The 26668-nt window shown below is 36.6% G+C and carries 24 protein-coding genes and 2 pseudogenes; 9 read left to right on the top strand and 17 right to left on the bottom strand.

Going from position 1 to position 26668, the window contains the following annotated elements:
* The 4 genes from CY0110_RS09770 to tpiA all read right to left on the bottom strand — a co-directional run bounded on the left by CY0110_RS09770 (position 1) and on the right by tpiA (position 3976).
* Positions 1 to 336 carry a DUF6883 domain-containing protein gene (locus CY0110_RS09770; protein ID WP_035799030.1) on the bottom strand — a complete coding sequence of 112 codons (336 nt, stop codon included), beginning with the start codon at positions 334 to 336 and terminating at the stop codon, positions 1 to 3.
* Between the two features lie 53 nt (positions 337 to 389).
* The gene (gene bchB, locus CY0110_RS09765) at positions 390 to 1916 is read right to left on the bottom strand and encodes a ferredoxin:protochlorophyllide reductase (ATP-dependent) subunit B (protein ID WP_008275248.1); all 1527 of its coding nucleotides are present in this window, start codon (positions 1914 to 1916) and stop codon (positions 390 to 392) included.
* 259 nt (positions 1917 to 2175) lie between these two features.
* Entirely contained in the window at positions 2176 to 3021 is an 846-nt protein-coding gene (gene folP, locus CY0110_RS09760) for a dihydropteroate synthase (protein WP_008275247.1), read from the bottom strand.
* Positions 3022 to 3244: 223 nt separating this feature from the next.
* A complete protein-coding gene (tpiA, locus tag CY0110_RS09755) occupies positions 3245 to 3976 on the bottom strand; it encodes a triose-phosphate isomerase (protein WP_008275246.1) in 732 nt (243 codons plus the stop codon).
* Between the two features lie 393 nt (positions 3977 to 4369).
* Between tpiA and CY0110_RS09750 the strand changes: the two genes are divergently transcribed.
* The 4 genes from CY0110_RS09750 (at position 4370) to CY0110_RS09740 (ending at position 7102) form a co-directional block, all read left to right on the top strand.
* Positions 4370 to 4558 carry a hypothetical protein gene (locus tag CY0110_RS09750; RefSeq protein ID WP_008275245.1) on the top strand — a complete coding sequence of 63 codons (189 nt, stop codon included), beginning with the start codon at positions 4370 to 4372 and terminating at the stop codon, positions 4556 to 4558.
* A complete protein-coding gene (locus tag CY0110_RS31360; protein ID WP_269719945.1) occupies positions 4542 to 4667 on the top strand; it encodes a hypothetical protein in 126 nt (41 codons plus the stop codon). Before CY0110_RS09750 ends, CY0110_RS31360 begins: the two co-directional genes overlap by 17 nt.
* 211 nt (positions 4668 to 4878) lie before the next feature.
* Entirely contained in the window at positions 4879 to 5712 is an 834-nt protein-coding gene (locus tag CY0110_RS09745; RefSeq protein WP_035799045.1) for a YaaW family protein, read from the top strand.
* Positions 5713 to 5764: 52 nt separating this feature from the next.
* Positions 5765 to 7102, top strand: a complete 1338-nt coding sequence (locus CY0110_RS09740) for an O-antigen ligase family protein (protein ID WP_008275243.1) — start codon at positions 5765 to 5767, stop codon at positions 7100 to 7102.
* 220 nt (positions 7103 to 7322) lie between these two features.
* On the opposite strand, the gene CY0110_RS09735 is transcribed toward CY0110_RS09740, so the two are convergent.
* A complete protein-coding gene (locus tag CY0110_RS09735; RefSeq protein WP_035799027.1) occupies positions 7323 to 8681 on the bottom strand; it encodes a hypothetical protein in 1359 nt (452 codons plus the stop codon).
* Between the two features lie 355 nt (positions 8682 to 9036).
* Positions 9037 to 10364, bottom strand: a pseudogene (locus CY0110_RS09730) (TIGR03279 family radical SAM protein).
* 349 nt (positions 10365 to 10713) lie between these two features.
* On the opposite strand from CY0110_RS09730, the gene CY0110_RS09725 reads away from it, so the two are divergent.
* Entirely contained in the window at positions 10714 to 12294 is a 1581-nt protein-coding gene (locus tag CY0110_RS09725) for an NAD(P)H-quinone oxidoreductase subunit 4 (protein WP_008275239.1), read from the top strand.
* Positions 12295 to 12390: 96 nt separating this feature from the next.
* Here the strand turns inward: CY0110_RS09725 and CY0110_RS09720 are convergent, their stop codons facing one another.
* The 6 genes and pseudogenes from CY0110_RS09720 to CY0110_RS09700 all read right to left on the bottom strand — a co-directional run bounded on the left by CY0110_RS09720 (position 12391) and on the right by CY0110_RS09700 (position 14163).
* Positions 12391 to 12807 (bottom strand): type II toxin-antitoxin system VapC family toxin, encoded by a 417-nt coding sequence (locus tag CY0110_RS09720; RefSeq protein WP_008275238.1) that lies wholly within the window; start codon positions 12805 to 12807, stop codon positions 12391 to 12393.
* Entirely contained in the window at positions 12794 to 13051 is a 258-nt protein-coding gene (locus CY0110_RS09715) for a DUF2281 domain-containing protein (protein WP_008275237.1), read from the bottom strand. The genes CY0110_RS09720 and CY0110_RS09715 overlap by 14 nt, the downstream gene beginning before the upstream one ends.
* A 96-nt stretch (positions 13052 to 13147) precedes the next feature.
* On the bottom strand, positions 13148 to 13261 hold the full coding sequence (locus CY0110_RS31640; RefSeq protein ID WP_008275236.1) for a type II toxin-antitoxin system HicA family toxin: 114 nt from the start codon (positions 13259 to 13261) through the stop codon (positions 13148 to 13150).
* Positions 13258 to 13480, bottom strand: a pseudogene (locus CY0110_RS09710) (type II toxin-antitoxin system HicB family antitoxin). Before CY0110_RS09710 ends, CY0110_RS31640 begins: the two are co-directional and overlap by 4 nt.
* Positions 13481 to 13688: 208 nt before the next feature.
* Positions 13689 to 13829, bottom strand: a complete 141-nt coding sequence (locus CY0110_RS09705; RefSeq protein WP_232285707.1) for a PEP-CTERM sorting domain-containing protein — start codon at positions 13827 to 13829, stop codon at positions 13689 to 13691.
* Between the two features lie 184 nt (positions 13830 to 14013).
* Entirely contained in the window at positions 14014 to 14163 is a 150-nt protein-coding gene (locus tag CY0110_RS09700) for a hypothetical protein (protein ID WP_157464563.1), read from the bottom strand.
* A 178-nt stretch (positions 14164 to 14341) separates the two neighbouring features.
* On the opposite strand from CY0110_RS09700, the gene CY0110_RS09695 reads away from it, so the two are divergent.
* Positions 14342 to 14587, top strand: a complete 246-nt coding sequence (locus CY0110_RS09695) for a UPF0175 family protein (RefSeq protein WP_008275232.1) — start codon at positions 14342 to 14344, stop codon at positions 14585 to 14587.
* 169 nt (positions 14588 to 14756) lie between these two features.
* Entirely contained in the window at positions 14757 to 15482 is a 726-nt protein-coding gene (locus tag CY0110_RS09690; protein WP_008275231.1) for a Uma2 family endonuclease, read from the top strand.
* A gap of 65 nt (positions 15483 to 15547) precedes the next feature.
* Here the strand turns inward: CY0110_RS09690 and recA are convergent, their stop codons facing one another.
* The gene (gene recA / locus CY0110_RS09685; protein ID WP_008275230.1) at positions 15548 to 16591 is read right to left on the bottom strand and encodes a recombinase RecA; all 1044 of its coding nucleotides are present in this window, start codon (positions 16589 to 16591) and stop codon (positions 15548 to 15550) included.
* Between the two features lie 232 nt (positions 16592 to 16823).
* On the opposite strand from recA, the gene CY0110_RS09680 reads away from it, so the two are divergent.
* A complete protein-coding gene (locus tag CY0110_RS09680) occupies positions 16824 to 18260 on the top strand; it encodes a cobyrinate a,c-diamide synthase (RefSeq protein WP_008275229.1) in 1437 nt (478 codons plus the stop codon).
* Positions 18261 to 18589: 329 nt separating this feature from the next.
* Here CY0110_RS09680 and CY0110_RS09675 read toward each other — a convergent pair whose 3' ends face one another.
* On the bottom strand, positions 18590 to 21589 hold the full coding sequence (locus CY0110_RS09675; protein WP_008275228.1) for an alkaline phosphatase PhoX: 3000 nt from the start codon (positions 21587 to 21589) through the stop codon (positions 18590 to 18592).
* Positions 21590 to 21900: 311 nt separating this feature from the next.
* The gene (locus CY0110_RS09670) at positions 21901 to 23382 is read right to left on the bottom strand and encodes an ankyrin repeat domain-containing protein (RefSeq protein ID WP_008275227.1); all 1482 of its coding nucleotides are present in this window, start codon (positions 23380 to 23382) and stop codon (positions 21901 to 21903) included.
* 438 nt (positions 23383 to 23820) lie between these two features.
* Here CY0110_RS09670 and CY0110_RS09665 point away from each other — a divergent pair, with 438 nt between their 5' ends.
* On the top strand, positions 23821 to 23949 hold the full coding sequence (locus CY0110_RS09665) for a DUF433 domain-containing protein (protein WP_008275226.1): 129 nt from the start codon (positions 23821 to 23823) through the stop codon (positions 23947 to 23949).
* Between the two features lie 347 nt (positions 23950 to 24296).
* Here the strand turns inward: CY0110_RS09665 and secF are convergent, their stop codons facing one another.
* Complete coding sequence (secF, locus tag CY0110_RS09660; RefSeq protein WP_035799024.1) at positions 24297 to 25223, bottom strand: protein translocase subunit SecF; 927 nt, start codon at positions 25221 to 25223, stop codon at positions 24297 to 24299.
* A 31-nt stretch (positions 25224 to 25254) separates the two neighbouring features.
* A complete protein-coding gene (gene secD, locus CY0110_RS09655; protein WP_008275224.1) occupies positions 25255 to 26667 on the bottom strand; it encodes a protein translocase subunit SecD in 1413 nt (470 codons plus the stop codon).
* Position 26668 lies beyond the last annotated feature (1 nt).

The raw sequence follows: 26668 nt of genomic DNA, 5'->3' as shown, positions 1-26668 counted from the left end.
TTAGTTTTCCTCTGATTTGTCAGGATATAAAGTAATCAATTTTATTGTATCTTCTCCTTCACTTTGCTGCCAAATAGTAATGACTTTAATTAATTTTCCATTAACACCAGTCCACTGACTTTTTACCTTAAATCTTTGTCCCCAGTCTGTCTGAGTAATTTCATCAATTTCTTGACCTTGGACTGCTTTAATTATATCCAGTTTAAGCACTTGCCAATTATCTAACGTATAGCCATATTGTGCTAAATATTTTGATTTATCATCTTTTCGTTGATAAATGAGTAAATATCTAGTCAACTTTGCATCTTCAATGACTAAATTAGATGACATTTTCATAAGCTTATAGTCATTATATTGTTAAAAGGTGGGCATTGCCCACCCTACTTTAGTTATGCACCTACAGCTTCTTTTGCTGCATACATCACTTCTAAACTAATCTCCGAAAATCCACGCTCACGGGCAAACTTTTCGGTGTTTCGCTTTACTTTACCCCGAACAAAACCAGGAACCTTATTCAATTCTGCTTGTGCTTCTTTGTTCCAGTTTAAGTCAGAATCAGCAGAAATTCCTTTGGTAATAACTTCTTTGGTATCGTGACCGCCAAAGATTTCTAAAAGATGATCTTCCATGCCCAAAGTAAAGGAATTATACACTAAATCAGCAATCTGATTTGTCCCTTCATAACCACAGAAAGGTTTATAACCAATAGGGAAGTTTTGAATGTGAATGGGTGCAGCAATAACACCACAAGGAATGTCTAATCTTTTACCGACATGACGCTCCATTTGTGTGCCAAAAATAGCAGAAGGTTCGATACGAGCGATCGCATCTCCAATGGCACCATTATCATCACTAATTAAAACTTCATCACAATATTCGCTCACTTGTTCTTTGAACCAGTCTGCATCATATTTACAATAAGTTCCGGCTAAAACCACATGAATTCCCATCTCTCTCGCTAATATTTTAGTAATAGCAGCAGCATGGGTATTATCCCCAAATACAACGGCTTTTTTACCGGTTAAATTTTGACAGTCAATGGAACGAGAAAACCAAGCCGCTTGGGACACATACAACGTCTGTTCGTTGATGAATTCTTCATAATCTACATTTGTCCCTTGCTCATTAATTATCTGTTGAATTTTGCGAATACATCTGGCTGTTTCTACTACTCCCATCGGGGTAATATCGACATAAGGAAGGTTAAATTCTTCCTCTAAATATTGAGCCGTTGCTATGCCTAATTCTCGATAAGGCACTAAGTTAAACCATGCTTTCGGTAAATTCTTTAAATTGTGAACCGAAGCACCATCGGGAATCACTTCATTAACTTCAATTCCCAAATCTTTCATTAACTGTTTTAACTCTCTACAGTCATGTTGGTTATGAAAACCTAGGGTAGAAATGCCGATAATATTAACCGAAGGATGGGCTGTTTTTTCTTGGGATAATTCGTTCTTTTTCTTGGCTTTTTCGAGGTAATATTTAACAATTTGGTGTAGGGTTCTATCAGCAGCTTGTAACTCGTTGTAACGATAATGGTTGACATCCGCTAACAAAACATCCCCTTGAGCATCCATTTGGGCCCGTTCGACAAAATTGGCCAAATCTTCTTGTAAAATGCTAGAGGTACAAGTCGGGGTTAAAACGATTAAATCTGGCTTTTCTTCCCCATCTTTGCGAACAATATTATTAACCACCTTTTCTTGAGAACCTCGGGCCAAAACATTGCGATCAACAATACTGGCAGTCACAGGGGTAAAGTCTCTTTCTCTCTCTAACATCGATCGCATGACGTTAAAATAATCATCCCCTAGGGGTGCGTGCATAATAGCATGAACGTTTTTAAAAGAACTAGCAATGCGTAGAGTGCCAATGTGTGCAGGGCCAGCATACATCCAATAGGCCAGTTTCATAGGGTTCTCCTAATGTGTTAAATAAGACGTGATAATGACACGCTGATAAGCTGTTTTTGATTGTCTCAAAGTTGTTGCGTTTATTGAGCGTCTGCTTAAATAATGTTACATAAGACATCTAGAGACTCTCAGCCTTATGGTGACTGGGTTTGAGGGGAATTTTCGCAACTTTGTGGTTGTTTAATTTTAATTAATCTTAACAGCCTTTCGGAAAAGGCAGAAAGCAGGAAGCAAAAGGTAATATTGTCTTAATTATTCATTAATTATTATTACGCCAAATCTGATCGGCCACTTGAGCAACATCTTTTATTTCTGGGACATCATGAACCCGTAAAATATCAGCTTGAGAAGCGATCGCACGACAACAAGCGGCGGCGGTTCCCCAGACTCTTTTTTTGGGGTCTTTTTGGTTTAAAATATGTCCGATAAAACTTTTACGAGAAACTCCGACTAATATAGGGCAATTTAAACTGTGAAACTTAGATAAATTCTGTAATAATTTTATATTTTGTTGATAATTTTTAGCGAAGCCAATGCCAGGATCAATGATAATTTTATGCTGATTAATTCCTGCTTCAAGGGCTTGATTTATTTGACTTTTCAACCAGTCTATGATCTCATTAACTAAGTCATTATAATCAGTGTTTTGTTGCATCGTTTTAGGCATTCCTCGAATGTGCATAATAATGATAGGAACGTCTAAATTAGCTACCGTTGAAAACATTTTTTGATCAAAACTTCCCCCAGAAATATCGTTAACCATATCTGCCCCTGCTTCAATAGCCGCTTGTGCCACTTGGGATCTGGTGGTATCAATAGAAATAGGAATCGAATGATTTTGACGTAATTTTTGTATAATAGGAATGACTCGTTTTAACTCTTCTTCTAGGGTAATTGCTTCAGCACCTGGACGAGTTGATTGGCCACCAATATCAATAATATCTACACCAGATTTAATCATTTTTTCTGCTTGAAATAAAGCTGTTTCAACACTATTAAAGTCTCCCCCATCACTAAAACTATCGGGAGTCACATTTAATATTCCCATTAAATAAGTGCGTTTTCCCCAGTTAAAAATAGTATTTCTAATGCTTAAATTATTCATTTTTATATTAATTATTAAAAGCCGTTTTTATTTGTGTAAAAGTCATATCTTGCACCTTCGATAATTCCTTCTCTAACTCGCCCTATCCCCCCTTTAAAAGGAGGGATGGCAATAGGCAAAAGAATTTTATTATTAAGCCTAACTGCTAAAAAGTGTTAAAAACCCTTTAGAAGAAGGCAGAAAAACAGTTGACTCTTGCCTCTTGCCTTTTGCCTTAAAAAACTTATTGATAATTAACAATACGGGCAAAACTAACTGGATCTAAACTAGCACCCCCAACTAAAGCCCCATCAATATCAGACTGGGCCATAATTTCGTCAATATTATTTGGTTTCACTGAACCCCCATATTGAATAGTGACATTTTTATTAGATAATTGATCACGGATGACACGGATAATACGGTTAGCTTCTGTCGCGTCACAGGTATCTCCTGTTCCAATAGCCCAAATGGGTTCATAGGCAATTACTAATTTGCTCTGGTCTACATTGACTAAGCCTTTTTGCAACTGCTTAATAATTACGCTTTCAGCTTCTCCTGCGTCCCGTTGTTGTTTAGTTTCTCCTACACAGAGAATAGGGGTAAGGCCGTGACGTTGGGCAGTAATAACCCGTAAATTGGCGGTTTCGTCTGTTTCTCCAAAGTATTGACGACGTTCACTATGACCGATAACCACATAATCTACACTCAACTCCGTTAACATTGGTCCGGAAATTTCGCCGGTGTAAGCCCCTTTATCCTCCCAGTGGATGTTTTGGGCCCCTAAACGAACTTTTCCGCCGTGCAAGCTTTTGGAGAGGATGCTAAGGGTTGTAAAGGGGACACAGAGAACAATTTCTCTGGCTTCGTCTGTCTCTTCTACTTTTGATTTTAATACTGTTAAAAACTCTAAGGCTTCGGCCTGAGTTTTGTGCATTTTCCAGTTACCTGCAATGATAATTTTTCCTACAGCCATTTTCAATAATCTACATCAACAATTATTTTGCAAACTTCTAGTTTAGTCTGAATGGGGTATTTCTGAATAGTGTTAGAGGAGAAATAAGAGTAGTTTGTGATTAATTTAAGAGGATTTAGAAGGTTGATATAAGGTAAAAAACTGTATAATTAGACAATAAACTAGGAAAATAGGCTAAAATTAATCGTTTTTGATTTTTATATTGAAAATAAATAATTAAATCAAGTAAGAGTCAAACATCATCACTAATAACTGTCTTAGTGGATAATTAGTGAAAAATGTAAGTAAAACTAAGTTAAAGAGGAATTTAATACTTTCGATAGACGAATGATTAGAGTCGGGTTTCCTATGATCTACCTATATTGTTAGAACAAATAATAATTGGAGAAGCAAATGGAAATTATTGGTAGTGAAGTAATTTTACATTGTTGTTCATCCATACCGAACCTTTTAGCTCAAGCTCAAGCTAATTTTATTCCAGGAATTAATCTAGAAAATTATCTACAATATACTCGCATCCAAAGACAAATTATCTCTCATCTTCTAACCTTGGCAGTGAGTACAAATGTTATTCCTATTTGATCTTAATAGGGGTCATAAGCGTCGTCTTGAACAATATCCCCCCGCCTTAGAAGTGAGTGATGAAACTATTAAGAATTATGCTCATGAGCAAGAGTACACACGAGGTTAAGCAAAAAATAATAGACTGTTTTTACTGAGTAATTAAAGGAATCCAATTTCTAAAGTTAGGGGTTCTTTTTGAAACCTTAAAGGGTAAACTAAGCTTAATACTGCAAAGACAAGTTAAGATATGTATGATAAGAGAAGTGATTTCCTGACTGTGGCACAATAAGCTATTAGGAAAATCATACTAATTAATACCCTGTTTGGAGGGACTGATTTTGGATGAACTGCGATCAGCCTTAGAAATGGCTACAGAAGAGGAATTACGTCAGTTAACTCAAGTTCTCTTTTGCCGTAAATTTAATCCTCTTGATTATTTACAAACTCCTGATCCCATTGAGGTAGAAAGTCAGGACTGGGATCAATGGTTAGATAAAATTGAGGCAAGGTTCCGTTTTTTGGCCTCCGACGGGTTAACGGTACTAAAACGTAAAACGAAAAGGTTTAGTTATCGTCAGACTTTAATTCGTGTTTGTCACTATCTGAAAATTCCTTATTCTAATGAAATGTCCACTATCGATATTGAAGCGGATATTTTCTTGAATTTATTGGGAAAAGCTTGGAAAAATTTACCTCCTGCTCAACAGAATAGCTTGATGACACAAATACAAGCATCTCTAGCCAAATCAAATATTCCTGATGCTTTGCCGGTGCAACTGCAACATAATCCCATGAACCTTGTGTTAAAGGGTAGCAGTGCTTTTGCCGTTAATTCCATTGTTAAACCTTTATTACTTAAACATATTGCTCAACAGTTTGCTCTGCATTTTGCCCGTTACCAAGTAGCTCAACAAGCTATGATTCGTGGTGGTGCTGCTGTGGCTAACCAAGTGGCAGTTAATACCGCACGACGAGGAATGACGATGACAGCAGCCCGTTATGGCGTGGTTAGAGGGGTTTTATCTTTTGTTGGCCCTGTGTTGTGGGGTTGGTTTTTAGCTGATCTGGGTTGGCGAGCGATCGCTACTAACTATGGCCGTATTATTCCTGTTATTTTTGCCCTTGCTCAAATTCGCCTAACTCGTACCGAAACTTGGGAACTTGCTTATTAACTAACTAATAATCAATAATCAATAGTTAATCATCAAGATAACTTTCTTTCCCATGAATCAATTAAATAAAAATAAAGTTCATTGGTTAGGGAATACCCTCAAGTTTGGGGTGTTTCTTTTGCCTTTTTCAGCTGACTTTGGAGCCACTGCCCTTGGTCTTGCTTTATTGGGTTTATGGCAACAAAAATTCAAAAAAATCATTACACACCCAATTAATTGGGGTTGGGGACTTCTCTTTGTTTGGTTAATTTTATCTTCCTTCTTAGCGGTTCATTCTCGCTATAGTTTAGAAGGGTTAGGGAACTTTTTACCATCTTTTCTGATGATAGCATCTTTTCCCTTTTTTTTCAATAGCTTTCGGCGATTATATCAACTGGCTTGGTGGTTAGTCTTAACATCTATTCCTGTGTGTTTTTTGGGGTTTATGCAGTTATTTGCAGGTTGGGAAACCCCCTTATTCTTACATTTTATTGGAATAAAAATGATTGCTTATGGTAATCCTGATGGTAGGATGTCTTCTTTGTTAATGTATGCGAATACGTTAGCCTTTTTTTTGGTGATAGGGTTTACTTTATCCATCGGTTTATGGATTTTACATTATCGTCGTAGTCCTATTATTAAAAATAATCGGATCAATGAGAAATTATTGATTCTAACTGTGGCGATTTTATTTAATGGAATAGCTTTGATTTTAACCAATTCTAGGAGTGCCTGGGGACTAGCTATTGTAGGTTTAATGGCGTTTGCTATTTATTTACGTTGGTATTGGATTATTATTAGTGTTTTGCTGGTTATCTTTGTGGTTATTTGGGCTGCTTGGATTCCTGTTTATCAAGATTTTATGCGTCAAATTGTTCCTAGTTATTTTTGGGCAAGATTGACGGATGAATTGTACGATGATCGTTATGTTACCGCCTTACGAACCACTCAATGGGGTGTCGCTTGGAAGATGATGTTACAGCGTCCTTTGTGGGGTTGGGGACTACGAAATTTTACACCTGTTTATCAAGAAGAAATGAATGTTTGGATGGGTCATCCTCATAATTTATTTTTAATGTTATTGGCAGAAATTGGCATAATTGGGACTTTATTATTTAGTGGCTTAGTGGGCATCATTTTAGCTAAAGCTGTGATATTAATGACTGGAATCTATCAAAAATTTAAAAAATCAGAAAAAAACAAAAAAACAAAAAATTTTTCTGAAAATGAAGCCAATTTTTTACTATTATTCACCTATCTAGTCGCTTTTAGTTTGTGTATCATTTTCAATTTTTTGGATGTGAGTATTTTTGATTTAAGAGTTAATTTAATTGGTTGGTTATTATTATCAGCGATCGCAGGTATAACTTATAGTTTTCACAAAAATGGTGAAACAAGCCTTCATCTATAAATTCTAAAAAAATACCCGCATCTTAGACGAAGATCAATGTAAAATTCTCTTCTACTGACATCTTGCACTCGTACAAGAAAACTTAATAACTCAAAAGAAGACAGTCAATTATAAAGCAATTTAACTCACAATAAAGTCCTATTGCCTTTTGTATTTTGTCTCTTGCCTATCCTCTACTAGCTAATTTTATCGAAGGTGCAAGATATGAGTTTTAGACAACTTAGTGTTCTGTTGAAATATCAGATTGAATAGACTCTTTTAAATTGACTTGAATGAGTTTAGGAGTAGGATGAAGGGATTGAAATTCATTGGGCAAATCACCCCATTCCCAAGCTTCAGAAAATTCCACTTCTTCGCTTCCACAATCTCCTGTCGTTAATAATTTATTAGTCCAAATACTACCAGTAAATTTAGCCGATTCTTGATTAGGGTTGTTGTTTTTGATACCTAATTTATAGTGAGGTGCAACAATAAAAGCGGATAAATTATCAAATTGTAAACACATTTTAGCTTCTTCATAAGCAACAATCATTAAATTTTCAGGGGAACAAGGATTAGATGACTCGCATTTATGAACAATTTCAGATATATTAATATCTCCAACAACATATAAAACAATGATAGATTCATTTTTAAAATCAGAATTAACTATCAATGAATCTATGTCTTCGAGATTATTAATGAAATATTCATAGACATTTTTTTCTCCTTCCTTTTTTGTGGGTTTATCTTCTAACCGTGGTAACTTTAAAGAAATTTTATCTTCTTGATCTTGGATTTTTTGTTCTTCTGCTGTTGATGGAAAATAGTGATTTTCTGGTAATCTCTCTTTAATTGCTTCTAAATCAGGTAAGTCAGGCATTTTAATTGCTGTATATTTTGCCTGATATCCATCAACTTCCATTAAATTAGTTTTTTCAACAGGAAAACTACAGTCATTTGCCCACAAATTTCCATTTACTTTAGCGTTTCCAATTCCATCAATTTGCTGTTCTCCGATTAACCATAATACGGGAACAGACTTTGATAAATAATTATCACTAAAACTAATATCTATCTCGTATTGTGACTGCTTTTCCTCTGTATTTTGAGTTTTAATTGTCGCTAAAATTTCATTTCTATCAACTTTTTGAAAATCGAGGAGAGAAAATTTCCCCATCGGTACATCAATAGTCTTATGTTGAGCTAATTCTAAAATTCTCTCTTTTGTGTTTTTCCAATTCGCTTCTTTTTTGCATAAACGTAAATTATGATTAAACTCACGGGATTTCTCAGACATATTAGAAGATGTTAAGTATTTTTCCCAATCATCTAAATTATATTCAAGTAATTGATTATGTTCAATTAATAAGGCTTGAAGGTTAACTTTGGCTGTCTCAGCTACACTTAAATTCTGTTGACCAATGGTAATGGATGTTTCGACATTATTACCGAGATTGCTGCTTCGCGCAAGCAAAGCTGCTGTTGCAACGGTGCCAACAGTTCCCAATACCATCACCATAAATAGTGCAAAACCTCTATTAGAGTTATATTTTTTAGTAGTGAAATAGAAGAAGAACGTTAAATATTTAGAAATCATAGTTAATAGTACCTATCAACAATATTGAAATTTTTGGCTTAGGGTTAAATGTTTAACCGTAGAAATACAAATAGTTTGACAAAAACTATTTTCTAGATAGTTGTTTATCTGTTGATTTTACAGACCAACATCAACAGCCAAGTCCAGCTATGTGGCTTATATTTTTAAAATACCCTTTTAATTATCAAAGTTATCACTGACTCATCTGTAAAAATGCGTAAAAATCAAAATATAAATTCTTAACAATCAGTATTTTCCCTAACACGGAAATTACGTTCAGGGGTTGGATAATATTAAAGTTAACTATAAGGTAAGACTTAGGAATCAATAGAATTTTTTATTTATGCCCAACTGTTTAACAACAATTCATAATCAAATCAGAAATACCATTAACAATAATCATAGAAGTGTTTAAGGTTTTAGATACTTCATCGACGGTCATATCATCTAGAAATACTGTATCGTGTTGTTTTAACATAATAGAAGGTAATAAAATTCCATCTCCTAAGTTCTTATCCCTCAATTGCGAAACAATATCTTCTCCGGTTAATAACCCTGTAACTGTAATTTCTTGCCCCCAATAGTTACTATTCAAAGCAGCTAAATTAATGGTTAGATTTTCTACTTCACTTAACTGTTTGACTAAGGGTTGAAATGCCTTTTCTACAGCGTTACCCACTATCCAAGTCAAGGTTTTTTTCTCATCTATTTTGTGCGGTAATAACTGTTTAGCTGTATCATGAAACTCCTTAATAAATCGACGAATTGATCCCACTCCGTTACCAATTTGGGGATAATCTTCATAATGAGATTCTGGGGGTAATTCTTCTTGGGCGATTAAAAACCATTCATCGGCTAACCAAGCAAAATTACTATTAAATTTTTGATAAAATTCTTTTTGTAAACTTTGCACTTGTTGAATAACTTCTCTAGCCTTTTCTTGACTAACGGGAATTAATTCATCTTCTGTGGGACGAAACTTAGTTAATCCGACAGGAACCACTGCTGCTGATATAATGGTGGGAATTTCTCCTGAATGAAACTCAGATAAATCTTTTAATGTTCTCTCCAAATGAACACCGTCATTAATACCAGGACAAACTACCACTTGAGCATGAATTTGTAGCCGTCTTTCTTGAAACCATTTAAACTGTTCTTTTATTTGTCCAGCCCGTTCATTTTTTAGTAGTCTAATTCTAATCTCAGGTTCCGTTGCGTGTACCGAAACAAATAAAGGAGATAACCGCATGGCTTCGATGCGTTGCCATTCTTTTTGGGTTAAATTCGTTAAAGTTAGATAACTGCCATAAAGAAAACTTAAGCGATAATCATCATCTTTAAAATATAAACTATCTCGTTTTCCAGGGGGTTGTTGATCAATAAAACAGAAAGGACAATGATTATTACATTGAATTAAACCATCAAATAACGCGGTTGCAAATTCTAAACCTAAATTATCATCGTAGTCTTTTCTATTTCGACGTGATGAATATTTCCCTGATTATCTAATACCTCTAACTCTAAAAATTCATCAGCACACAAATAATTATAATCAATTAAATCACGGGGTTTTGTACCATTGATAGAAACAATAGCATCCCCCACTTCAAAGCCCACCTCTTCAGCAATAGAACCAGGTAAAACAGTAGTAATTTTAGCAGGACGAACAGAAGATAAAGTCATCATAAAATTTATTAGTTATCAGTTAATCAGTTATCAGCTACTTTTTATGAGCGTATTATCTTTAATAATATTAAAATTTTCAAAAAATTTAAGGTTTTTACAATAGTATCTCTAGAAAAATCTTGTTAGATTTAGGAGTGAATGGTGATCCTCTAGATTGTTTATGTGTCCTCACAATTAAACTTTCTATCACGATCATACATGAATGGGTTTTGTCTCAGGCAACAGGCAATAGATGATTAAAGTTGGCTACCACTGACTTCTCTGTAGGCTTAATATTATTAACCCCCTACTAACTCCTGACTCCTAAACAATACCCGAAATATTGATGAATGCTTAGAAAATGTCAATGAACCTTGCTAATTTTCCTTGGTTAACTACCATTATTCTCTTTCCCATTGTGGCAGCGTTGTTTATACCCATCATTCCCGATAAAGATGGTAAAACCGTGCGTTGGTACGCTTTAACAGTGGGTTTAATCGATTTTGCTATTATTGTATACGCTTTTTATACAGGGTATGACCTCAGTAACCCCAACCTACAGCTAGTCGAAAGCTATGCTTGGGTTCCGGAACTCGACTTAAAATGGTCGGTGGGAGCCGATGGGTTGGCCATGCCTCTTATTTTATTAACCGGGTTTATCACTACTTTGGCAACCATGGCCGCTTGGCCGGTTACCTTTAAACCCAAACTTTTTTATTTTCTGATGTTAGCCATGTACGGGGGACAAATAGCGGTCTTCGCTGTACAGGATATGCTGCTTTTCTTCTTAGTGTGGGAATTAGAATTAGTTCCGGTTTATCTAATTTTGTCAATATGGGGCGGAAAACGGAGACTTTACGCAGCCACTAAGTTTATCCTTTATACTGCCGGGGGTTCTTTGTTTATCCTGGTAGGTGCTTTAACTATGGCCTTTTTCGGGGATACTGTTACCTTTGATATGAGTGCGATCGCAGCAAAAGATATTCCCCTTAATCTACAATTATTCTTGTATGCTGGTTTCCTCATCGCCTACGGAGTAAAATTACCCATCTTTCCCCTGCATACTTGGCTACCAGATGCCCACGGAGAAGCTACGGCACCGGCACATATGTTACTAGCTGGTATTCTCTTAAAAATGGGCGGTTATGCCCTGCTACGGATGAATGCCGGAATGTTACCGGATGCTCATGCTTATTTTGCCCCTGTGTTAGTCATTTTAGGGGTAGTTAATATTATCTATGCTGCTTTAACCTCCTTTGCTCAACGGAACCTAAAACGAAAAATTGCCTATTCTTCTATCTCTCACATGGGGTTTGTGTTGATAGGTATCGCTTCGTTTACCGATATTGGTTTGAGTGGGGCAATGTTACAAATGATTTCCCACGGTTTAATTGGAGCGAGTCTCTTCTTTATGGTAGGGGCAACCTACGACCGTACCCATACCCTGATGTTAGACGAAATGGGGGGTATTGGTAAGAAAATGAAGAAGGTGTTCGCTATGTGGACTACTTGTTCAATGGCTTCTTTAGCATTGCCAGGAATGAGTGGGTTTGTAGCAGAATTAATGGTGTTTGTGGGCTTTGCAACCAGTGACGCTTATAACTCGACTTTTAAAGTTATCATCGTCTTTTTAGCTGCGGTGGGTGTCATTTTAACCCCCATTTATTTACTGTCCATGTTACGGGAAATGTTATACGGACCAGAAAATAAAGAGTTAGTTTCCCATACTAAATTAATTGACGCAGAACCCAGAGAAGTGTTTATTATTGGGTGTTTATTAATTCCCATTATTGGCATCGGTTTGTATCCTAAAATCGTTACGCAAATTTATGATTCAACCACCACACAACTTACCACAATATTGCGTCAATCTGTGCCTAGTTTAGTCGAAGAAGTTGAGGTAGCTTCTCGCTATGATATGGCAGTTAAAGCCCCGATGATTAAATAGGAATTTAGCCTATTTTTATGATTGAAAAGCCTACTTTATAGTGGGCTTTTTTATTAGCTTTAGTTAATTTACATTTTCTATTGAGTTAAAATCTCATTATTGAATAAGTAGATTTTCAAAAGGATAATTTTGCTTCCAGCGATAAGTATTAAAGTCTCGTTGATCCACTGAAAAAATACGTCCGTGTCCTAAATGTTCTGCTAAAATAACAAGGGAAGCATCTGCTAAATCCATCGGAAGATTTTCATATTGTTTCATCAGTTGAGCAATACGGGATGTATGATGAAATTCAAGGTCAAAGATAGTAAATAAACCTTGTTTAGAACTATTAATAAAAGCAATTTGAGCATCCACACCTTTTCTCTTCAGTGAAAGGTAACAGGTTTCTGTTACAACACACCATGTTGTAATTAGGGTTTCATTATATTGTTTTAAGGCTTGTTTAGCAGTAGGATGATGGATGTCTTTTTGATCAATTAATGCTAACCAAAATCCTGTATCAACGATTATCATATTTAGTGTCTAATGTATCTGCTAAAACTTTTTTATAGGTAGTTGATAAATCTTCTTCAACCGAGCAAAATCCAATTAATCCACTTTGTTCAAATTTATCATAGATGGTTTGTTCTACTTTAGTCTCTTGTGTTTTTGCAATAGAATAGCGTTTTTTTAATAACTCAATGAAATCAATGACTAAGGTTTGCGCTTCTTCGGGTAATTCACTGATATCATGTTGTATTTGTTCAAGATTAATCATAATATTTAATTTTTTGTTTCAATTTGATATTTTTATTTTAGCCTAAAATTCTATAGAAGTACAAATAAAAATAAGGAAATTACTGTAAGGTTGGGATTACCCTTCTCTTACCATTGTAATATGACTCCCTCTTTGTCTAAATACAACTAATCCTATTTTTTGTAAGGGTTTAACACAGTCTTTTCCAGAAACAACTGGTAATTTACTCATAGTTTAACTGAAGCTATTTCTATATTATCATCGGGAATCAATTCACCTTAAAACTTCTAAATGAAGTTCAATGGCTTCTTTGATATTTTTTAACGCTTCTTGACGGGTTTCTCCCTGACTAATACATCCTGGAAGACTAGGAACTTCAGCAATAATATAACCATCTTCATCAGGATAAAGAAAAACAGTTCTTTCTGTATTATTTTTCTTAACTATCATGGTTTTCAGTAATAAAATAGAGTGTTTTACTACTTTAACACATAATATTTTTTTTGATTCATAATCTCATTAACGCCACGTAAAAAAGGTAGGCAATGCTCACCCTACCGCCTAGAGAAATAATAACAATAAATTTTATAAGGTGGGCAAGATTTCCCAGGATAAAGTTAGTTTAGATAAGTCTTTGACTTGCCCACCCTACTGTCTATTACTTATTAGCTTTACTTAATTTACGTTTAAATCCTGTTCCTAAACCAAATGTTGTTAATATTCCTAATCCAATAATCGTTGAAGGTTCTGGAACACTCAGAGTTGTTGTAATAGGTAGAAGGGACAAGATATAATTCATCAGGTTCATAAACAACATTTACTTGACCTTGAAAGAAAGTGATAATATTTTGGTCTGTTGGATTGCCACTTATGTACGTTTCACCTCCATTATCCCAAGTGACCAGACCATTACCCAGTGTAGAAGTTAAACTATATGGAGTGAAAGCTGATGTATTTGACAAAGAATTTGAGTTACCATAAGTTCATACTCCATTAGGATTATTTGTAGGAGAAAAATCTAAACCTGCATTGTAAGTTATTGTTAAAGCAGATGCAGAATTTATGTTTATATTTCCCATTCCAAACATTGTTAAAACAGTAAAACCTACTTTTGCAAATAGATATTTATTCATTAAACAGTCCTCAAAGTTATATGATTTTAATCTTTGAGACATTTGAGTCAAAAAATTGTTCCTTGTACAGATTTGAATATTAGAAGTTAAATAAGTAGGTAGGTGTAATAAAAGACAAAAATTCGTAGTAATAATTGTTACAATGATTCTAGATATCAATATAGCTAAAAATTAAACCATGCAACTCTCTATTCCTGACTCTATTATACAATCTATTCGCTTACCAGAAAAACGTCTTGAAAGTGAGCTAAGAAAAGAATTAGCTCTTAGTTTATACCAGCAAGAATTACTATCTTTTGGAAAAGCTAGAGAATTAGCAAACGTGGAACATCATCAATTTAGTCAATTATTAGGAGAAAGAGGGATTAATAGACACTATACTCAACAAGAATTAGAAGAAGATTTAAACTATGCCCGTCATTAGTAAAGACAATTATCAACCAGTTACGTTCAGATTCACACTTTCATATTGCCTCTCATTTAGAAGAACAAATTTTAAGAGAAACAGGAGAATTATAGTCACAATAGAAAGAAGAAAATATTATAATGATACAATAAAATGAAATCTTCCCAAGCGAATTCAATTTCTAACAATGTTATTAAACTATAATCCCCGTGATTGTTTACCCTCTGCTGAAGATTTACCCGACTCTGATGATACTCCCGTGGATAACGAATTACAAGACTTAATCCCCCATGTTCTTAAAGACATTTTAGCCCTTATTTGGGAAGAGAGAATGGATTGGTATTTTGGGGTAGATATGGGAATTTATTATGATCCAGAAAACCCGACAGATGTCATCGTTCCTGATGGTTTTTTAAGCGTAGGAGTTCCCCGTATTATTGATTCAGATTTAAGGTTATCCTATGTATTATGGGATGAACTGGTTATCCCCACAATGGTTTTAGAAGTGGTGTCTCAAACCAGAAGGGGAGAATATACTCAAAAGAAAGAAGATTACGCAAAAATGGGAGTTTTGTATTATGTTATTTATAACCCTTTAAGAAAAAGAAAACCTCGTTTAGAAGTCTATCAATTAGAAAATGGAGAGTATAAATTATTACAAGGTGAACCGGTTTGGTTAGCAGAAATGAATTTAGGAATTGGTAGAGAAATGGGTGTTTATCAAGGAGTAGAAAGAGAGTGGTTATATTGGTATGATCAACAAGGAAAACGATATTTAACCTCTCAAGAAAAAGCCAAAGAATCTCAACAAGAAGCTTTACAAGCTCAACAAGAAGCCTCAGAAGCTCAAGAAAGAGCAAAACGACTAGAAGAAAGACTTAGAAGCTTTGGGGTTGATCCTAATGAATTATAAAAAAAATGGATCGCCAATCGATCCACTAACATTATATTAAGAAAAGAATTTTACTAATTTTCTTCCTATTCTTCTTCGTCTCCTTGAGAAATAGCAAAGCTCAAAGATCCCAATTCTAATTTTTCGCGTACCTGTTGTTCAATGGTTTCAGCAATCTTGGGATTCTCTTCTAGGTATTTAACGGCATTATCTCTTCCTTGAGAAATATTATCCCCATTGTAACTATACCAAGCACCTTTACGAAGAACCACATCACTCTGTTCAGCTAAATCTAACATACATCCCATCTGAGAAATACCTTGACCAAAAATAATGTCAAATTCAGCAATGCGAAAAGGAGGTGCAACTTTATTTTTAGCTACTTTGACTTTCGCCCGAATTCCATACTCTCCTTCACTGCCTTTTTTGAGTGTTTGAATACGACGAATATCTAAACGCACCGACGCATAAAATTTTAATGCAGTTCCTCCAGTAGTCACTTCGGGACTTCCATACGTAACCCCAATTTTTTGCCGTAACTGGTTGAGGAAAATGACCACACAGCCAGATTTACCAATATTTCCCGCAATTTTACGTAAGGCTTTACTCATTAAACGAGCTTGCAAACCCACTTGAGTATCCCCCATTTCCCCTTCAATTTCTGCACGGGGAACTAACGCAGCAACCGAGTCGATCACCACTACATCCACGGCAGCCGATCGCACTAATTGATCGACAATTTCTAAGGCAGATTCTCCCGTATCTGGTTGAGCAACTAATAAGTTATTAATATCTACTCCCAAAGCAGCCGAATAAGTGGGATCTAAAGCGTGTTCTGCGTCCACAAAAGCAGCCACACCGCCAGCCTTTTGCACTTCTGCGATCGCATGAAGGGCGAGGGTTGTTTTCCCAGAACTTTCTGGCCCGTAAATCTCAACCACTCTTCCCATTGGGAGTCCACCCCCCAAGGCTAAATCCAAGGTCAAAGCCCCAGTTGAGATGGTTTCCACCTTCATTCTGGCTGCGTCTCCTAGACGCATGATGGACCCTTTACCGAAATTTCGCTCAATTTGGTTGAGAACTAAGCCTAATGCCTTTTCTTTATCAGGATTGTTTGTAATCGCAGCCATTAATGCCTCTATCTAATTCTTACACAACAATTTTAGTACAAAAGTATTTGTCTATTATAGCTTGTTTTATTGACAAGAAACGTAATGATGACAATTCTTTGATAGTCTCTTCTATCTAGGGTAACATTTAGATTGAGATTATTAAGGGAGAATATTTACGGTAATTTCTGCTTATTATCACGTAATTCTAGAAAATTAGTGAACATTTACCTAGTTATCTGTTTAAAAAATCGTGACATTAATTATTGCTGGCGATCGCAGTGGCACAGGCAAAACAACCATAACCTTAGCATTACTGGCTTTTTTGAAGAAACAATCGGCAACGGTTCAATCATTTAAAGTAGGGCCTGACTATATTGATCCTATGTTTCACAGTTATATCACAGGTCGGCCTTGTCGTAATTTAGATCCGATTTTGACCTCTGTGAGTTATGTTAAATCCTGTTTTGAGCAACATTGTCAAGGGGTTGATTATGCTGTGGTTGAGGGGGTTATGGGATTATTTGATGGGGTTCCGTTGTGGAAGCAGAGGGAGCAGGGAGCAGGGAGCAGGGAGCAGAGAGTAGGGGAGGAAATAGAAAATTTTTGTCAGGATTATGGTAGTACGGCTCATATTGCTCGAATTTTAAAGATTCCTATGGTTTTAGTCATTGATTGTAGTCGTTTATCAGGATCGGTGGCGGCGATCGCTCATGGATACCGTTCTCTCGATCCTAATATTAATATTGTGGGAGTTATTTTAAATCGAGTGGCAAGCGATCGCCATTTAATTTTACTTGAAACCGCTTTAAAGCGTCTGAATATAACTATTTTTGGCGTTATTTATCGTCAAACAGATTTAACCATCCCCGATCGCCACTTGGGGTTAGTTCCTACGGATGAACTGCCAAAACTTAATCAGTTTTTTGATAAATTAGCCCATTTAGCTCAAAATTGTTTTAATTGGGAACAACTTTTTCCCTACCTTTCTCCATCGTCTTGTGATCCCGTTATTTCATCCCCTCATCACCTCGTTACTCCATCCCCAAAAATAGCGATCGCTAAAGATAAAGCCTTTAACTTCTATTACCCTGATAACTTAGACATTTTAGAACAGTTAGGGGCGACACTGTGTTACTGGAGTCCTTTAAAAGATGAAACTTTACCCGAAGGCAGTGTAGGACTATATTTTGGGGGTGGTTTTCCCGAAATGTTTGCAGAAGCTTTATCAAGTAATAAAAAAGCTTTAAATACGGTTAAACAGGCAATTATCAACGGAATGCCTACCTATGCTGAGTGTGGGGGGTTAATGTATTTGTGTCAGGAAATTATTGATTTTAGTGGTAAATCCTGGCCGATGGTCGGTATTTTATCCACAACCGCTAAAATGGGGCAAAAATTGAGCCTAGGCTATCGACAAGCGATCGCTTCTGATGATAGTCTTCTATTGAAGCAAGGGGAAACGATTTGGGGTCATGAGTTTCATCGCTCTGAGTTAACCCATTCTCCTGCTCAACCCATTTTTAAATTATCGAGTTGGCACGAAAATAGTCCTAGTTATGGAGAAGGATGGCAGTTTAATAACCTTCATGCTTCCTATGTTCATCTGCATTTTGGGGGGTGTCCCCAAATAGCTGAAAAATTTTTTCGTCACACCCTTGATTTTTTTGAGAACCTTGCGTTAGACTAAGCACAGTTAGGTTAAAGACAATAACCGTTCAGGTAAGAAAGGAGGTGATGCCCATGTCAGATAGTAGTAAAATCATGGGTCTCCTGATTGAAGTTAGCCGGCTGTGTGCCGGGGCTGTTCTCTAGAAGTTAAGTCCCCCTGGATCTAACTTAGCTGGAGTTCCTTCCGGCAGTTAGGTTTCAATCAGAAGACCCGTAAACAGAAATTTAACCCCCTACTCCCCTTAGTCAAAAACTTATTAGGGATTAGGGGGTTTAAAGTTTTAATAGATTGTAGCTAAGCTACCCAGTGCATCCTAATAACGACGCACCAGATAACTTGACAAGAAATTAAGCAAAGACAAAATCTGCTGCACTCAAAGCAGACACTTCCGTATTGAGTAAAATGGCTAAATCTTGCTCGAAGGCATTGATAACGGTACTACTACCCTCTTGAGTTAAGGTTAAGCTATCAAAATCAAGATCGCTAGTTGCAAACCCGATGACATCTTCCCCAGAGGTAAAGTCAGTAATGGTATTCGCTTCAAGAGGTAAGTCAACTGTATCGGTAACGATCCAGAATTGATCCATTCCAGCACCCCCGGTAATGACGTTATTACCGCCACCAGAGCCAACAAAGAGGGTATCATCACCCGATCCTGCTAAAATACGATTATCAGTACCACCGAAGAGATAATCATCTCCTGAACCTAAGTCAATGCGGTTTTCTCCAGGAGCAAAGGTAACATCAACATAGTCATCTCCTGAACCAGCAAAGAGCTTTTGTTCGTCACCGATAAACCCTTTTTCGTCGGGAACTTCCGTATCAAAATAATCCTCATCCGAGGTTCCAAACACGAGATCAGGGACTTCTGGTTCAACTTCCAGTTGAGACTCAACAAACTGAGAAAGTCCGGGTAAATCATCTGTATTGATTAAATCCACCTCTGCTTCGTATAGGGGTTGCCAAACACTAGGGCTATCTTCAGGTAAATTCCAGAATCTGACGATTTTATCTTCCCCTTGAACTTGCTCGACAATATTCTCTAATTCAGCTTGAGTATCTTCAGGAATAGTACCGGTTCCATCCCAAGCTAATTCACCGTTAAAGAAATTATTCCAATTATCACTAATGAGAGGCATAAAGCCAGGATCTTCATTGGTACCGATGTCGCTTCTGCGACCATCATACCCCGCATAACGCACATCCTGACTTTCCATAAAGTCTCTGGGACGGTTGCCAGAAATAATGGGAGTTACAGCACCAGGGGTAACGGTATAGCTTCCGGTTCCATCTTGCTCATAGGTGGTAAATAAACCAGGAGACTCCGCTTGATACTCACTTAAAACTTCATGCAGTCTTTGATAGGTAGACAGTCCATCACTCTTAATATCCACTAAAAGGGTTAACGGTGTACCATCTTCGTAAACACCTCCATTGTTGAACTGTTCATACAAATCTTGAAGCGGATCAAGATAGAGTTCTTCTATGGTGGGTAAGGTAGCAGGATCATCAACGGGATCATGAGCAACCCGTAAATTATCGTTATCGTCAGGATACAACCAGATATCTGATTCTACGCTCACGAAACCGTAGCTCAGAGCATCTAAGAGAGGAAACAGGTGTTCATAATCATTATGAGCATGGGTACGAGGTAAAGATTCACTTCTTTGGGTAGGAATTTCCGCTAAAAAGGCTAACTGTCCCCCTTGAACTAAGTTTTTCTCAGCAATAACTCCATCTTGTAAACTATGCGCTTGAGTATCGAAGAGGAATAAATTACCGTTTTCTCGTCCGAATAGTTCGGTTACATCTAAAATACCGGAAGATTCCCAATTGCCAATATCATCAGGAGAGGGATCGGTTTGAGCAATGGGATCACCAGGGACAGCAGAACGATCCATTTGAGCAACACGGGTTAACTCTCCAGTTTCGGGGTCTAATTCCCAAATAGAAGCTTCTTCCCCTGATGTTCCCCCAAACAGAGAACCTGGAGAGGTAGAACGGTCTTCATTAATATATATCTTCCCGTTGTCTGCCCAGTCTAAGTTATCGGGACTGCGTAAACCAAAATCAGGATCGCTAAATTGTCCATTCCCTGCGTCGTCTCCATCGTATAAGATGTCAAGGTTAGCACTGAGATCACTAAAATCTACATCAACTTTGTAGATGGTTCCCCAGTTATCGTCAGGGAAACGTCCACCGCGACCCGTAGAAGCTAATACCGCTTCTGTACCATCCTCTGGGTTGGTTGCTACATCTTCAGGACGAGAAAATTGAAATGCTCCTGCTTCGGCTACTAAAAAGTCTTGATAATCTTGAGTGGCAAAGCCGATGGGATCGTAATCAAAAGTACCATCACTATCTACGTCGATACCATCAAAGACACCATCTCCATCAGCATCAATATGAACGCTTGCGTCAGTTGCGTCAATGACACCATCACTGTTAATATCTGCTGCATCAAAGATACCATCACCATCTAAGTCAGTATCAAAAACTAAATCTTCACGGTAATGTTCAATTTCCACAAAGCTACCCGATAAGCTATTTCCAGTGCCGTTAAATCCGGCAGGATCAGGATTCGTATCAGGATCGTTTTCGTTATCGGTGTCTCCTACTTCTCCATCGGGAACCCAAGCATAAAGCTTACCCCCTGCTAAACCATTGCGTTCTAAAAACCCTACGTCTACACTGGTGTCTTTTTCCCCAACGTACAATAATAGGGGTGCTGCTTCTCGGTCATCTCCCACTAAAATAGCAATTTCTTCGGTGTTACCTGTATCGAGTTGGGTGACATTTTCCCATGCTGATCTTCCTAACCAGGGAACTGCATACAGGGTATTAGTAGCTACATCTAAAGCAAACTCAGTACCGCCTCCAGTTTCTTCTCCCGTTAAATACATACCATCAACGAAACCATAACCTTCCCCAAATTGGTTAGCTTCGATGTAAATTGAAGAGCAGAAACGATTTAATCCTTCAAATTCTAGGTCGGATGCTTCGTCTACCTCTTCTCCAGCACGATTGATAATGGTGTCGTAAGCCAAACCTGCATCAATCACTTCTAAGGTTTGTTTATCAACGTCAAAATAACTGACTCTGGCGCCGGTTAAAGCGGTTCCATTGGCTAACGTATAAGCATAACCTGAACCACTGGTTAATTCGTGGTTGGTTAAAACTCTAACGGTATTTTCATCAAGTTCAAATGCGCCAATACCATCCAAAATACCAACAGGAGTATAGTCTCCTTCTGTTGCTGGAATGGTTTCACCAATAGTAACCAGTGGTTTAACGTCATAGCCATTTAGACCAGTCATTTGGGCCGGTTGGGTAGTAGTAAATGCCATAATTTTCCTTCGTTTACAGGATGGATCGAGAGTTTCAAGGCAGCATTTACGAAAGATTTCCACAACAGGGAGATTAATAGCAATTGAATACTATTAATCTTTATTTTATAATTGGAATTTAGAACAATTTGAGGTTTCTTGTTAAACCTTTTGGTACAGGAAGAAAGCCCTCTTCCTGTGCTGCCTTTTAACTTTTACAAGACTATGCTAGATGAAAACTGAAAAAAGAAGGTTAAGAAGAAAATAAGCTTTGGTAAGCTCATATCTTTTAGCTTCGATAGAGTTAAATATTTTGAAGAGGGAATAGAATTCTATTTTGCTCCTGCTTCAATTAGTAGTTTCATAATTTTAGTATTTCCTAATTCTTTAGCTAAGGATAAAGCTGTCTTTCCATTATTATCTTTGGCGTTAACATCTGCTCCGTCATCTATTGCTTTTTGCAGTTTCTGAATATTTCCTTTTGATACCGCAAAAATAACTCGTGCAGCTAGATTTTTCTTACGTCGAATAGCACGATCAAGTTCTTTTTGAGCATATTCTTTTGCTTCGGGATCAGAAGTAAGAGGAAATAAATAATCAAATACTTCTTGATGACCAAAATAAGCGGCCTTGTTTAAAGCTACATTTCCATTTTCATCAGTCGCATTAACATCTGCACCTTCTTCTACTAAAATCTCTACAATTTCCATATTTCCTGTTACCGCTCCTATCATTAAAGGCGTAATAGCACTTGGAGTACACGCTTCAACACTTGCATTCCAATTAATTAGTGTTTTCGCTATATCAATGTATCCCATTCTAATCGCCTCACAAAGAGGAGGAGACTCTCCACCTCGATCTGGATCGGCACCTGCTTCAAGCAGTAATTCAATAATTTCAAGATTATTTTGTGCAACAGCAAAGGTTAACGGATTATCTTCAAAGTAGGTTGAATCGTATAAATTTACACGAGCGTCGAGTAAAATTTTAATGATATCTAAACGTTCTATTTCAATAGCGAGCATTAATGGAGTTAGTTCATCATCCCAATCAAATTGATTAACGTCAGTTCCTTGGGACATCAATTTTTTTATTTTCGGTAAATCAAAATTGGAAATAGCTTCAATTAAAGGAAAATTAGTATTTCTTTTTGTTTTTCTTGGGGGATATTCTTGGAGACTAAGAGGAAGTATTTTTTGTGCTTTTTGTTTTTGTTGTATATCAGAAGTCAGAGGAAATAAGTAATTAAATATCTCTTCCTGACCACAATAAGCAACTTTCAATAAAGCTGTACTTCCAGTATTTTCAAGAGCATTAACATTAGCCCCTGCATCAACTAGAATCTTAGTTAAATTCAAATTACCATTTACTGCTGTATGAATTAAAGGTGTCATTCCATACATATCAGTAAGATTGACATCTGCTCCTGCTTCAATTATTATTTCTACAATATTACTATGTTCTCCAATTATAGCCCGATGTAAAGGAGAACCATAAATCCCCTTGTTGGGATTTGTACCTGCGTTGAGTAATAATTTAACAATTTCTGTATTTCCTTTTGCAGCAGCAAAACCTAACGGAGTGTCTGCAAAGATCATAGATTTATGTAAATCAGCACCTGCATCAATTAAAAGCTCAACAATATCTTTTCTCCTCAACTTAATAGCAAGTAATAAAGGAGTAAAAGGATCATTTTTATCAACTCGATTAACATTAATTCCTTCGGCTATCAGTTCTTTAATTCTCGGTAAATTAAAACTAGAAATAGCTTTATTTAATGAAATATTAGTATTCTCTTTATTTGAGTTTTTCATAATAACTCATGTCACACAACACCTATTACCTCAAAGATTATATATTAACAAAATTTTAAGCTCGTAGAGTGAGAAATGCCTACCTTACTACTTAAGTTTAACTATTAACTAAGACTTGGCGATTGAAGTGTGAAAACTTTCTCCTGCCTCCTGCCTTACATAACTAAATAGTTTACAACTCAAATGAAAACACTATATAAAGAATGAATAGTGTATTGTATAGCTAGTCTATTTGAATCGTGAACATACTTGTGAAAACAGGGAACAGTGAACAGGGAACGGGGAACAGAAAATTTTCACAACTCATTTAAACTGGCTATATAATCTAAAAATAATTTGTTCTTCATAAAAATATTATTATCAATTCTAACAAAAATGAAATTAAATAGAATTACGATTAATCCAAATAGGATGAACGGACAACCTTGTATCTGAAATTTGCGCTTAACAGTTCGTAGAGTTCTTGAACTATTAGCAACTTATTCTAATCAAGAAGAACTCTTACAAGAATTTTCCGAATTAGAACCCGAAGATATTCAACAAGCTTTAATTTATGCTGCTACTTAAAAGTTTTAAGGATGGATTTTAAGACCTGTTGTTGAGAGTTTGACATAATTTTAACTGAATATATTATTAATAAGTTTAGTAAATTGTAGATCAAGTTTGGTTACAAATATAAACCGCGATCGCGTAATAAAGCAATATTTTAATCATTTTGAGTATAATTAGATAAAAATATTCTCGACTAGACGACTATGACAATTAAACTTAATCTATCATCAGATTTAGAAGCAAAATTACAAACTAATAAATTATTAACCAGTTACAGTCAAAATAGATCCTGTTGCCTATTGCCTATTGCCTCCCTAAACTAGCTAATTTAATCGCAGGCGAAAGATGTGAGTTTATTATGTTTAACCCTTAGCTAATCCTTGACGATTACGCCACCAAGCTAATGAGGTACTCGCAATAAAAATACTTGAATAAGACCCAGCAATAAACCCTAAAATTAACGCTAAAGCAAAAAATTTAAGGGTTTCACCACCGAATAAGAAAATAGCAATTAGCGGTAATAAAGTAGTTAGTGTGGTATTAATAGAACGACCAAGGGTTTGATTAACGGAATTTTCTACAATTTCATTAATCGATAATTCTTCACTATAGCGATCTGTATTTTCTCGAATGCGATCATAAATAACTACAGTATCATTAACAGAAAAGCCAATAATTGTTAGTAACGCCACTAAAAATAAACTATCAACTTCTACTCCAGCAACTAATCCTAAAACCGCAAAAACACCAGCAGTTACTAAAATATCATGGACTAAAGCTAAGATAGCAAAAAAAGCATAATCAAACTTAAAGCGAACACTAAGATAGACAATAATGCCAAAAAAGGAAACCAATAACGCTAAAACCCCTGACTCAAATAATTCTTGACCAATAGTTGGTCCAACAGTATCTATTTGAATTGTTTCAGAGTCAAAGTCACCGATTTTTTCATTTAATTCTTGTTGTAATTGACTCCTTTCATCCACATCTAAATTTTTAGTACGAATAGAGAGAATATTACCTTCTAAAACTTGAATGGTACTATTACCTAATTCTTGTTGGTTTAAAATCTCTCGAACTTCTCCAACATCAATAGATTGTTCACAAGTACCTTCTACCGCACAAGCTAACTGTAATTGCAGTCGAGTTCCGCCAATAAAGTCTAAACCCGGTCTTAATGGGGCTTTAAAAGTAGTATAAGAAATGATCATGGCAATGATTCCACCTGCAATAATTAAGGCAGAAATAGACCACCACAATCGCTCCCATTTCATTATATTGAGTTGCATTTTCTTTAATTAAATAGAACAATAATTTAGGTTAAGATTTGCTGGTTGTGGGTAAATTCGGACAAAATAGTTCTGGTTTTTTACGAACACTAGGCAGTCCTAATACTGTCACTAATAAGAACGTACGAGTACAAGTCAAAGCGGTAAACATACTAACTAATACCCCAATGGCTAACGTTAAAGCAAACCCTTTAACCAACCCAGACCCCAAACCGAATAAAGCACCACAGGCGATTAAAGTCGTAACATTACTATCGATAATGCTAGAAAATGCTCGATAAAATCCCGATTCTACTCCACTATATAAGGTTTTGCCACTTCTCAACTCTTCACGGGTTCGTTCAAAAATCAAAACATTGGCATCCACTGCCATACCAATACTGAGAATAAAACCAGCAATACCAGGAAGCGTTAAAGTAACGCCAATCAAAGAATAACAAGCCAAGGTTAACAGTGTATAGATAGCTAAAGCTAAATCCGCTAAAACTCCAGGAAGACGATAATAAACCGCCATAAAGATTAAAACTAAGATTAAACCAGCCACAGCAGCGTAGATACTGCGTCGAATACTATCCCGTCCCAAAGTTGCCCCAACGGTGCGATTTTCTACTACTTCCACAGGAAATGGTAAAGAACCCCCGCGCAACTGTACCGCTAATTCATTGGCGGTTTCGGCGGTGAAATTCCCTGTAATCACCGCACTTCCGCCAGTGATACCAGCAGCAGCAAATTGAGGGCCTACCACTGGCGCACTAATTAACACATCATCCAAAAAGATACCGATACTGCGACCAGTTCCGGCGATATTTTTCGTTAATTCTGCGAACTTTTGACCCCCTTCGTTATCAAAATCGATAATAACTTCCCATTCTGTCCCTTGGGTGGGGCCGTAACGCGCATTATCCAGGTTTTTACCAGATAATCCTACCGACTCAAACAGGTCTAAAAGAGCTTGATTTGATTCTTCTATAGACTCCGTTAACTCAGCAATCTGTTGTTCTTCTTCGGAGGTAGGTTCCCCTTGTTTTAGGGCTTCTAATTCTGCCTCTTTTTGCTGTCTAATGGTAAATTCAGCCTGTAATTGCCCTTCAGTCCCTTGACGTTGTTGACGGAACTCTAATTGTGCCGTTCCTCCTAATACCCGTTCTGCTTGTTCGGGATCGGTGACTCCTGGTAACTGCACCACAATTTTATCTTGTCCGAGGGTTTGGACAATAGGTTCAGCTACACCTAAACCATCAACTCGGTTTTGTAGAACCGTTTTAGCTGCTTCTAAGTCTTCTTCGGAGATGGTTTGAACGTCTTCGGTGGGTTGGAGTTGAATGGTTAATTGGGCCCCACCCCTCAAGTCTAAACCGAGTTGCAACGGGATAGTATTGAGGAGGGCGATCGCACCAATCACCAGGGCGATAATAAAACCGATCAACAAACGTCGTTGTTTCATG

Source organism: Crocosphaera chwakensis CCY0110 (assembly GCF_000169335.1).
Taxonomy (GTDB): domain Bacteria; phylum Cyanobacteriota; class Cyanobacteriia; order Cyanobacteriales; family Microcystaceae; genus Crocosphaera; species Crocosphaera chwakensis.
The sequence above is the reverse complement of the archived record's forward strand: the minus strand, read 5'-3'. Positions and strand labels throughout refer to the sequence as shown.

Bases quoted from the DNA above. Each gene is read 5' to 3' on its own strand.
- CY0110_RS09770 (WP_035799030.1), bottom strand. From the start codon at position 336: ATGAAAATGTCATCTAATTTAGTCATTGAAGATGCAAAGTTGACTAGA.
- bchB (WP_008275248.1), bottom strand. From the start codon at position 1,916: ATGAAACTGGCCTATTGGATGTATGCTGGCCCTGCACACATTGGCACT.
- folP (WP_008275247.1), bottom strand. From the start codon at position 3,021: ATGAATAATTTAAGCATTAGAAATACTATTTTTAACTGGGGAAAACGC.
- tpiA (WP_008275246.1), bottom strand. From the start codon at position 3,976: ATGGCTGTAGGAAAAATTATCATTGCAGGTAACTGGAAAATGCACAAA.
- CY0110_RS09750 (WP_008275245.1), top strand. From the start codon at position 4,370: ATGGAAATTATTGGTAGTGAAGTAATTTTACATTGTTGTTCATCCATA.
- CY0110_RS31360 (WP_269719945.1), top strand. From the start codon at position 4,542: ATGTTATTCCTATTTGATCTTAATAGGGGTCATAAGCGTCGTCTTGAA.
- CY0110_RS09740 (WP_008275243.1), top strand. From the start codon at position 5,765: ATGAATCAATTAAATAAAAATAAAGTTCATTGGTTAGGGAATACCCTC.
- CY0110_RS09735 (WP_035799027.1), bottom strand. From the start codon at position 8,681: ATGATTTCTAAATATTTAACGTTCTTCTTCTATTTCACTACTAAAAAA.
- CY0110_RS09725 (WP_008275239.1), top strand. From the start codon at position 10,714: ATGAACCTTGCTAATTTTCCTTGGTTAACTACCATTATTCTCTTTCCC.
- CY0110_RS09720 (WP_008275238.1), bottom strand. From the start codon at position 12,807: ATGATAATCGTTGATACAGGATTTTGGTTAGCATTAATTGATCAAAAA.
- CY0110_RS09715 (WP_008275237.1), bottom strand. From the start codon at position 13,051: ATGATTAATCTTGAACAAATACAACATGATATCAGTGAATTACCCGAA.
- CY0110_RS31640 (WP_008275236.1), bottom strand. From the start codon at position 13,261: ATGAGTAAATTACCAGTTGTTTCTGGAAAAGACTGTGTTAAACCCTTA.
- CY0110_RS09705 (WP_232285707.1), bottom strand. From the start codon at position 13,829: ATGAATTATATCTTGTCCCTTCTACCTATTACAACAACTCTGAGTGTT.
- CY0110_RS09700 (WP_157464563.1), bottom strand. From the start codon at position 14,163: ATGAATAAATATCTATTTGCAAAAGTAGGTTTTACTGTTTTAACAATG.
- CY0110_RS09695 (WP_008275232.1), top strand. From the start codon at position 14,342: ATGCAACTCTCTATTCCTGACTCTATTATACAATCTATTCGCTTACCA.
- CY0110_RS09690 (WP_008275231.1), top strand. From the start codon at position 14,757: ATGTTATTAAACTATAATCCCCGTGATTGTTTACCCTCTGCTGAAGAT.
- recA (WP_008275230.1), bottom strand. From the start codon at position 16,591: ATGGCTGCGATTACAAACAATCCTGATAAAGAAAAGGCATTAGGCTTA.
- CY0110_RS09675 (WP_008275228.1), bottom strand. From the start codon at position 21,589: ATGGCATTTACTACTACCCAACCGGCCCAAATGACTGGTCTAAATGGC.
- CY0110_RS09670 (WP_008275227.1), bottom strand. From the start codon at position 23,382: ATGAAAAACTCAAATAAAGAGAATACTAATATTTCATTAAATAAAGCT.
- secF (WP_035799024.1), bottom strand. From the start codon at position 25,223: ATGCAACTCAATATAATGAAATGGGAGCGATTGTGGTGGTCTATTTCT.
- secD (WP_008275224.1), bottom strand. From the start codon at position 26,667: ATGAAACAACGACGTTTGTTGATCGGTTTTATTATCGCCCTGGTGATT.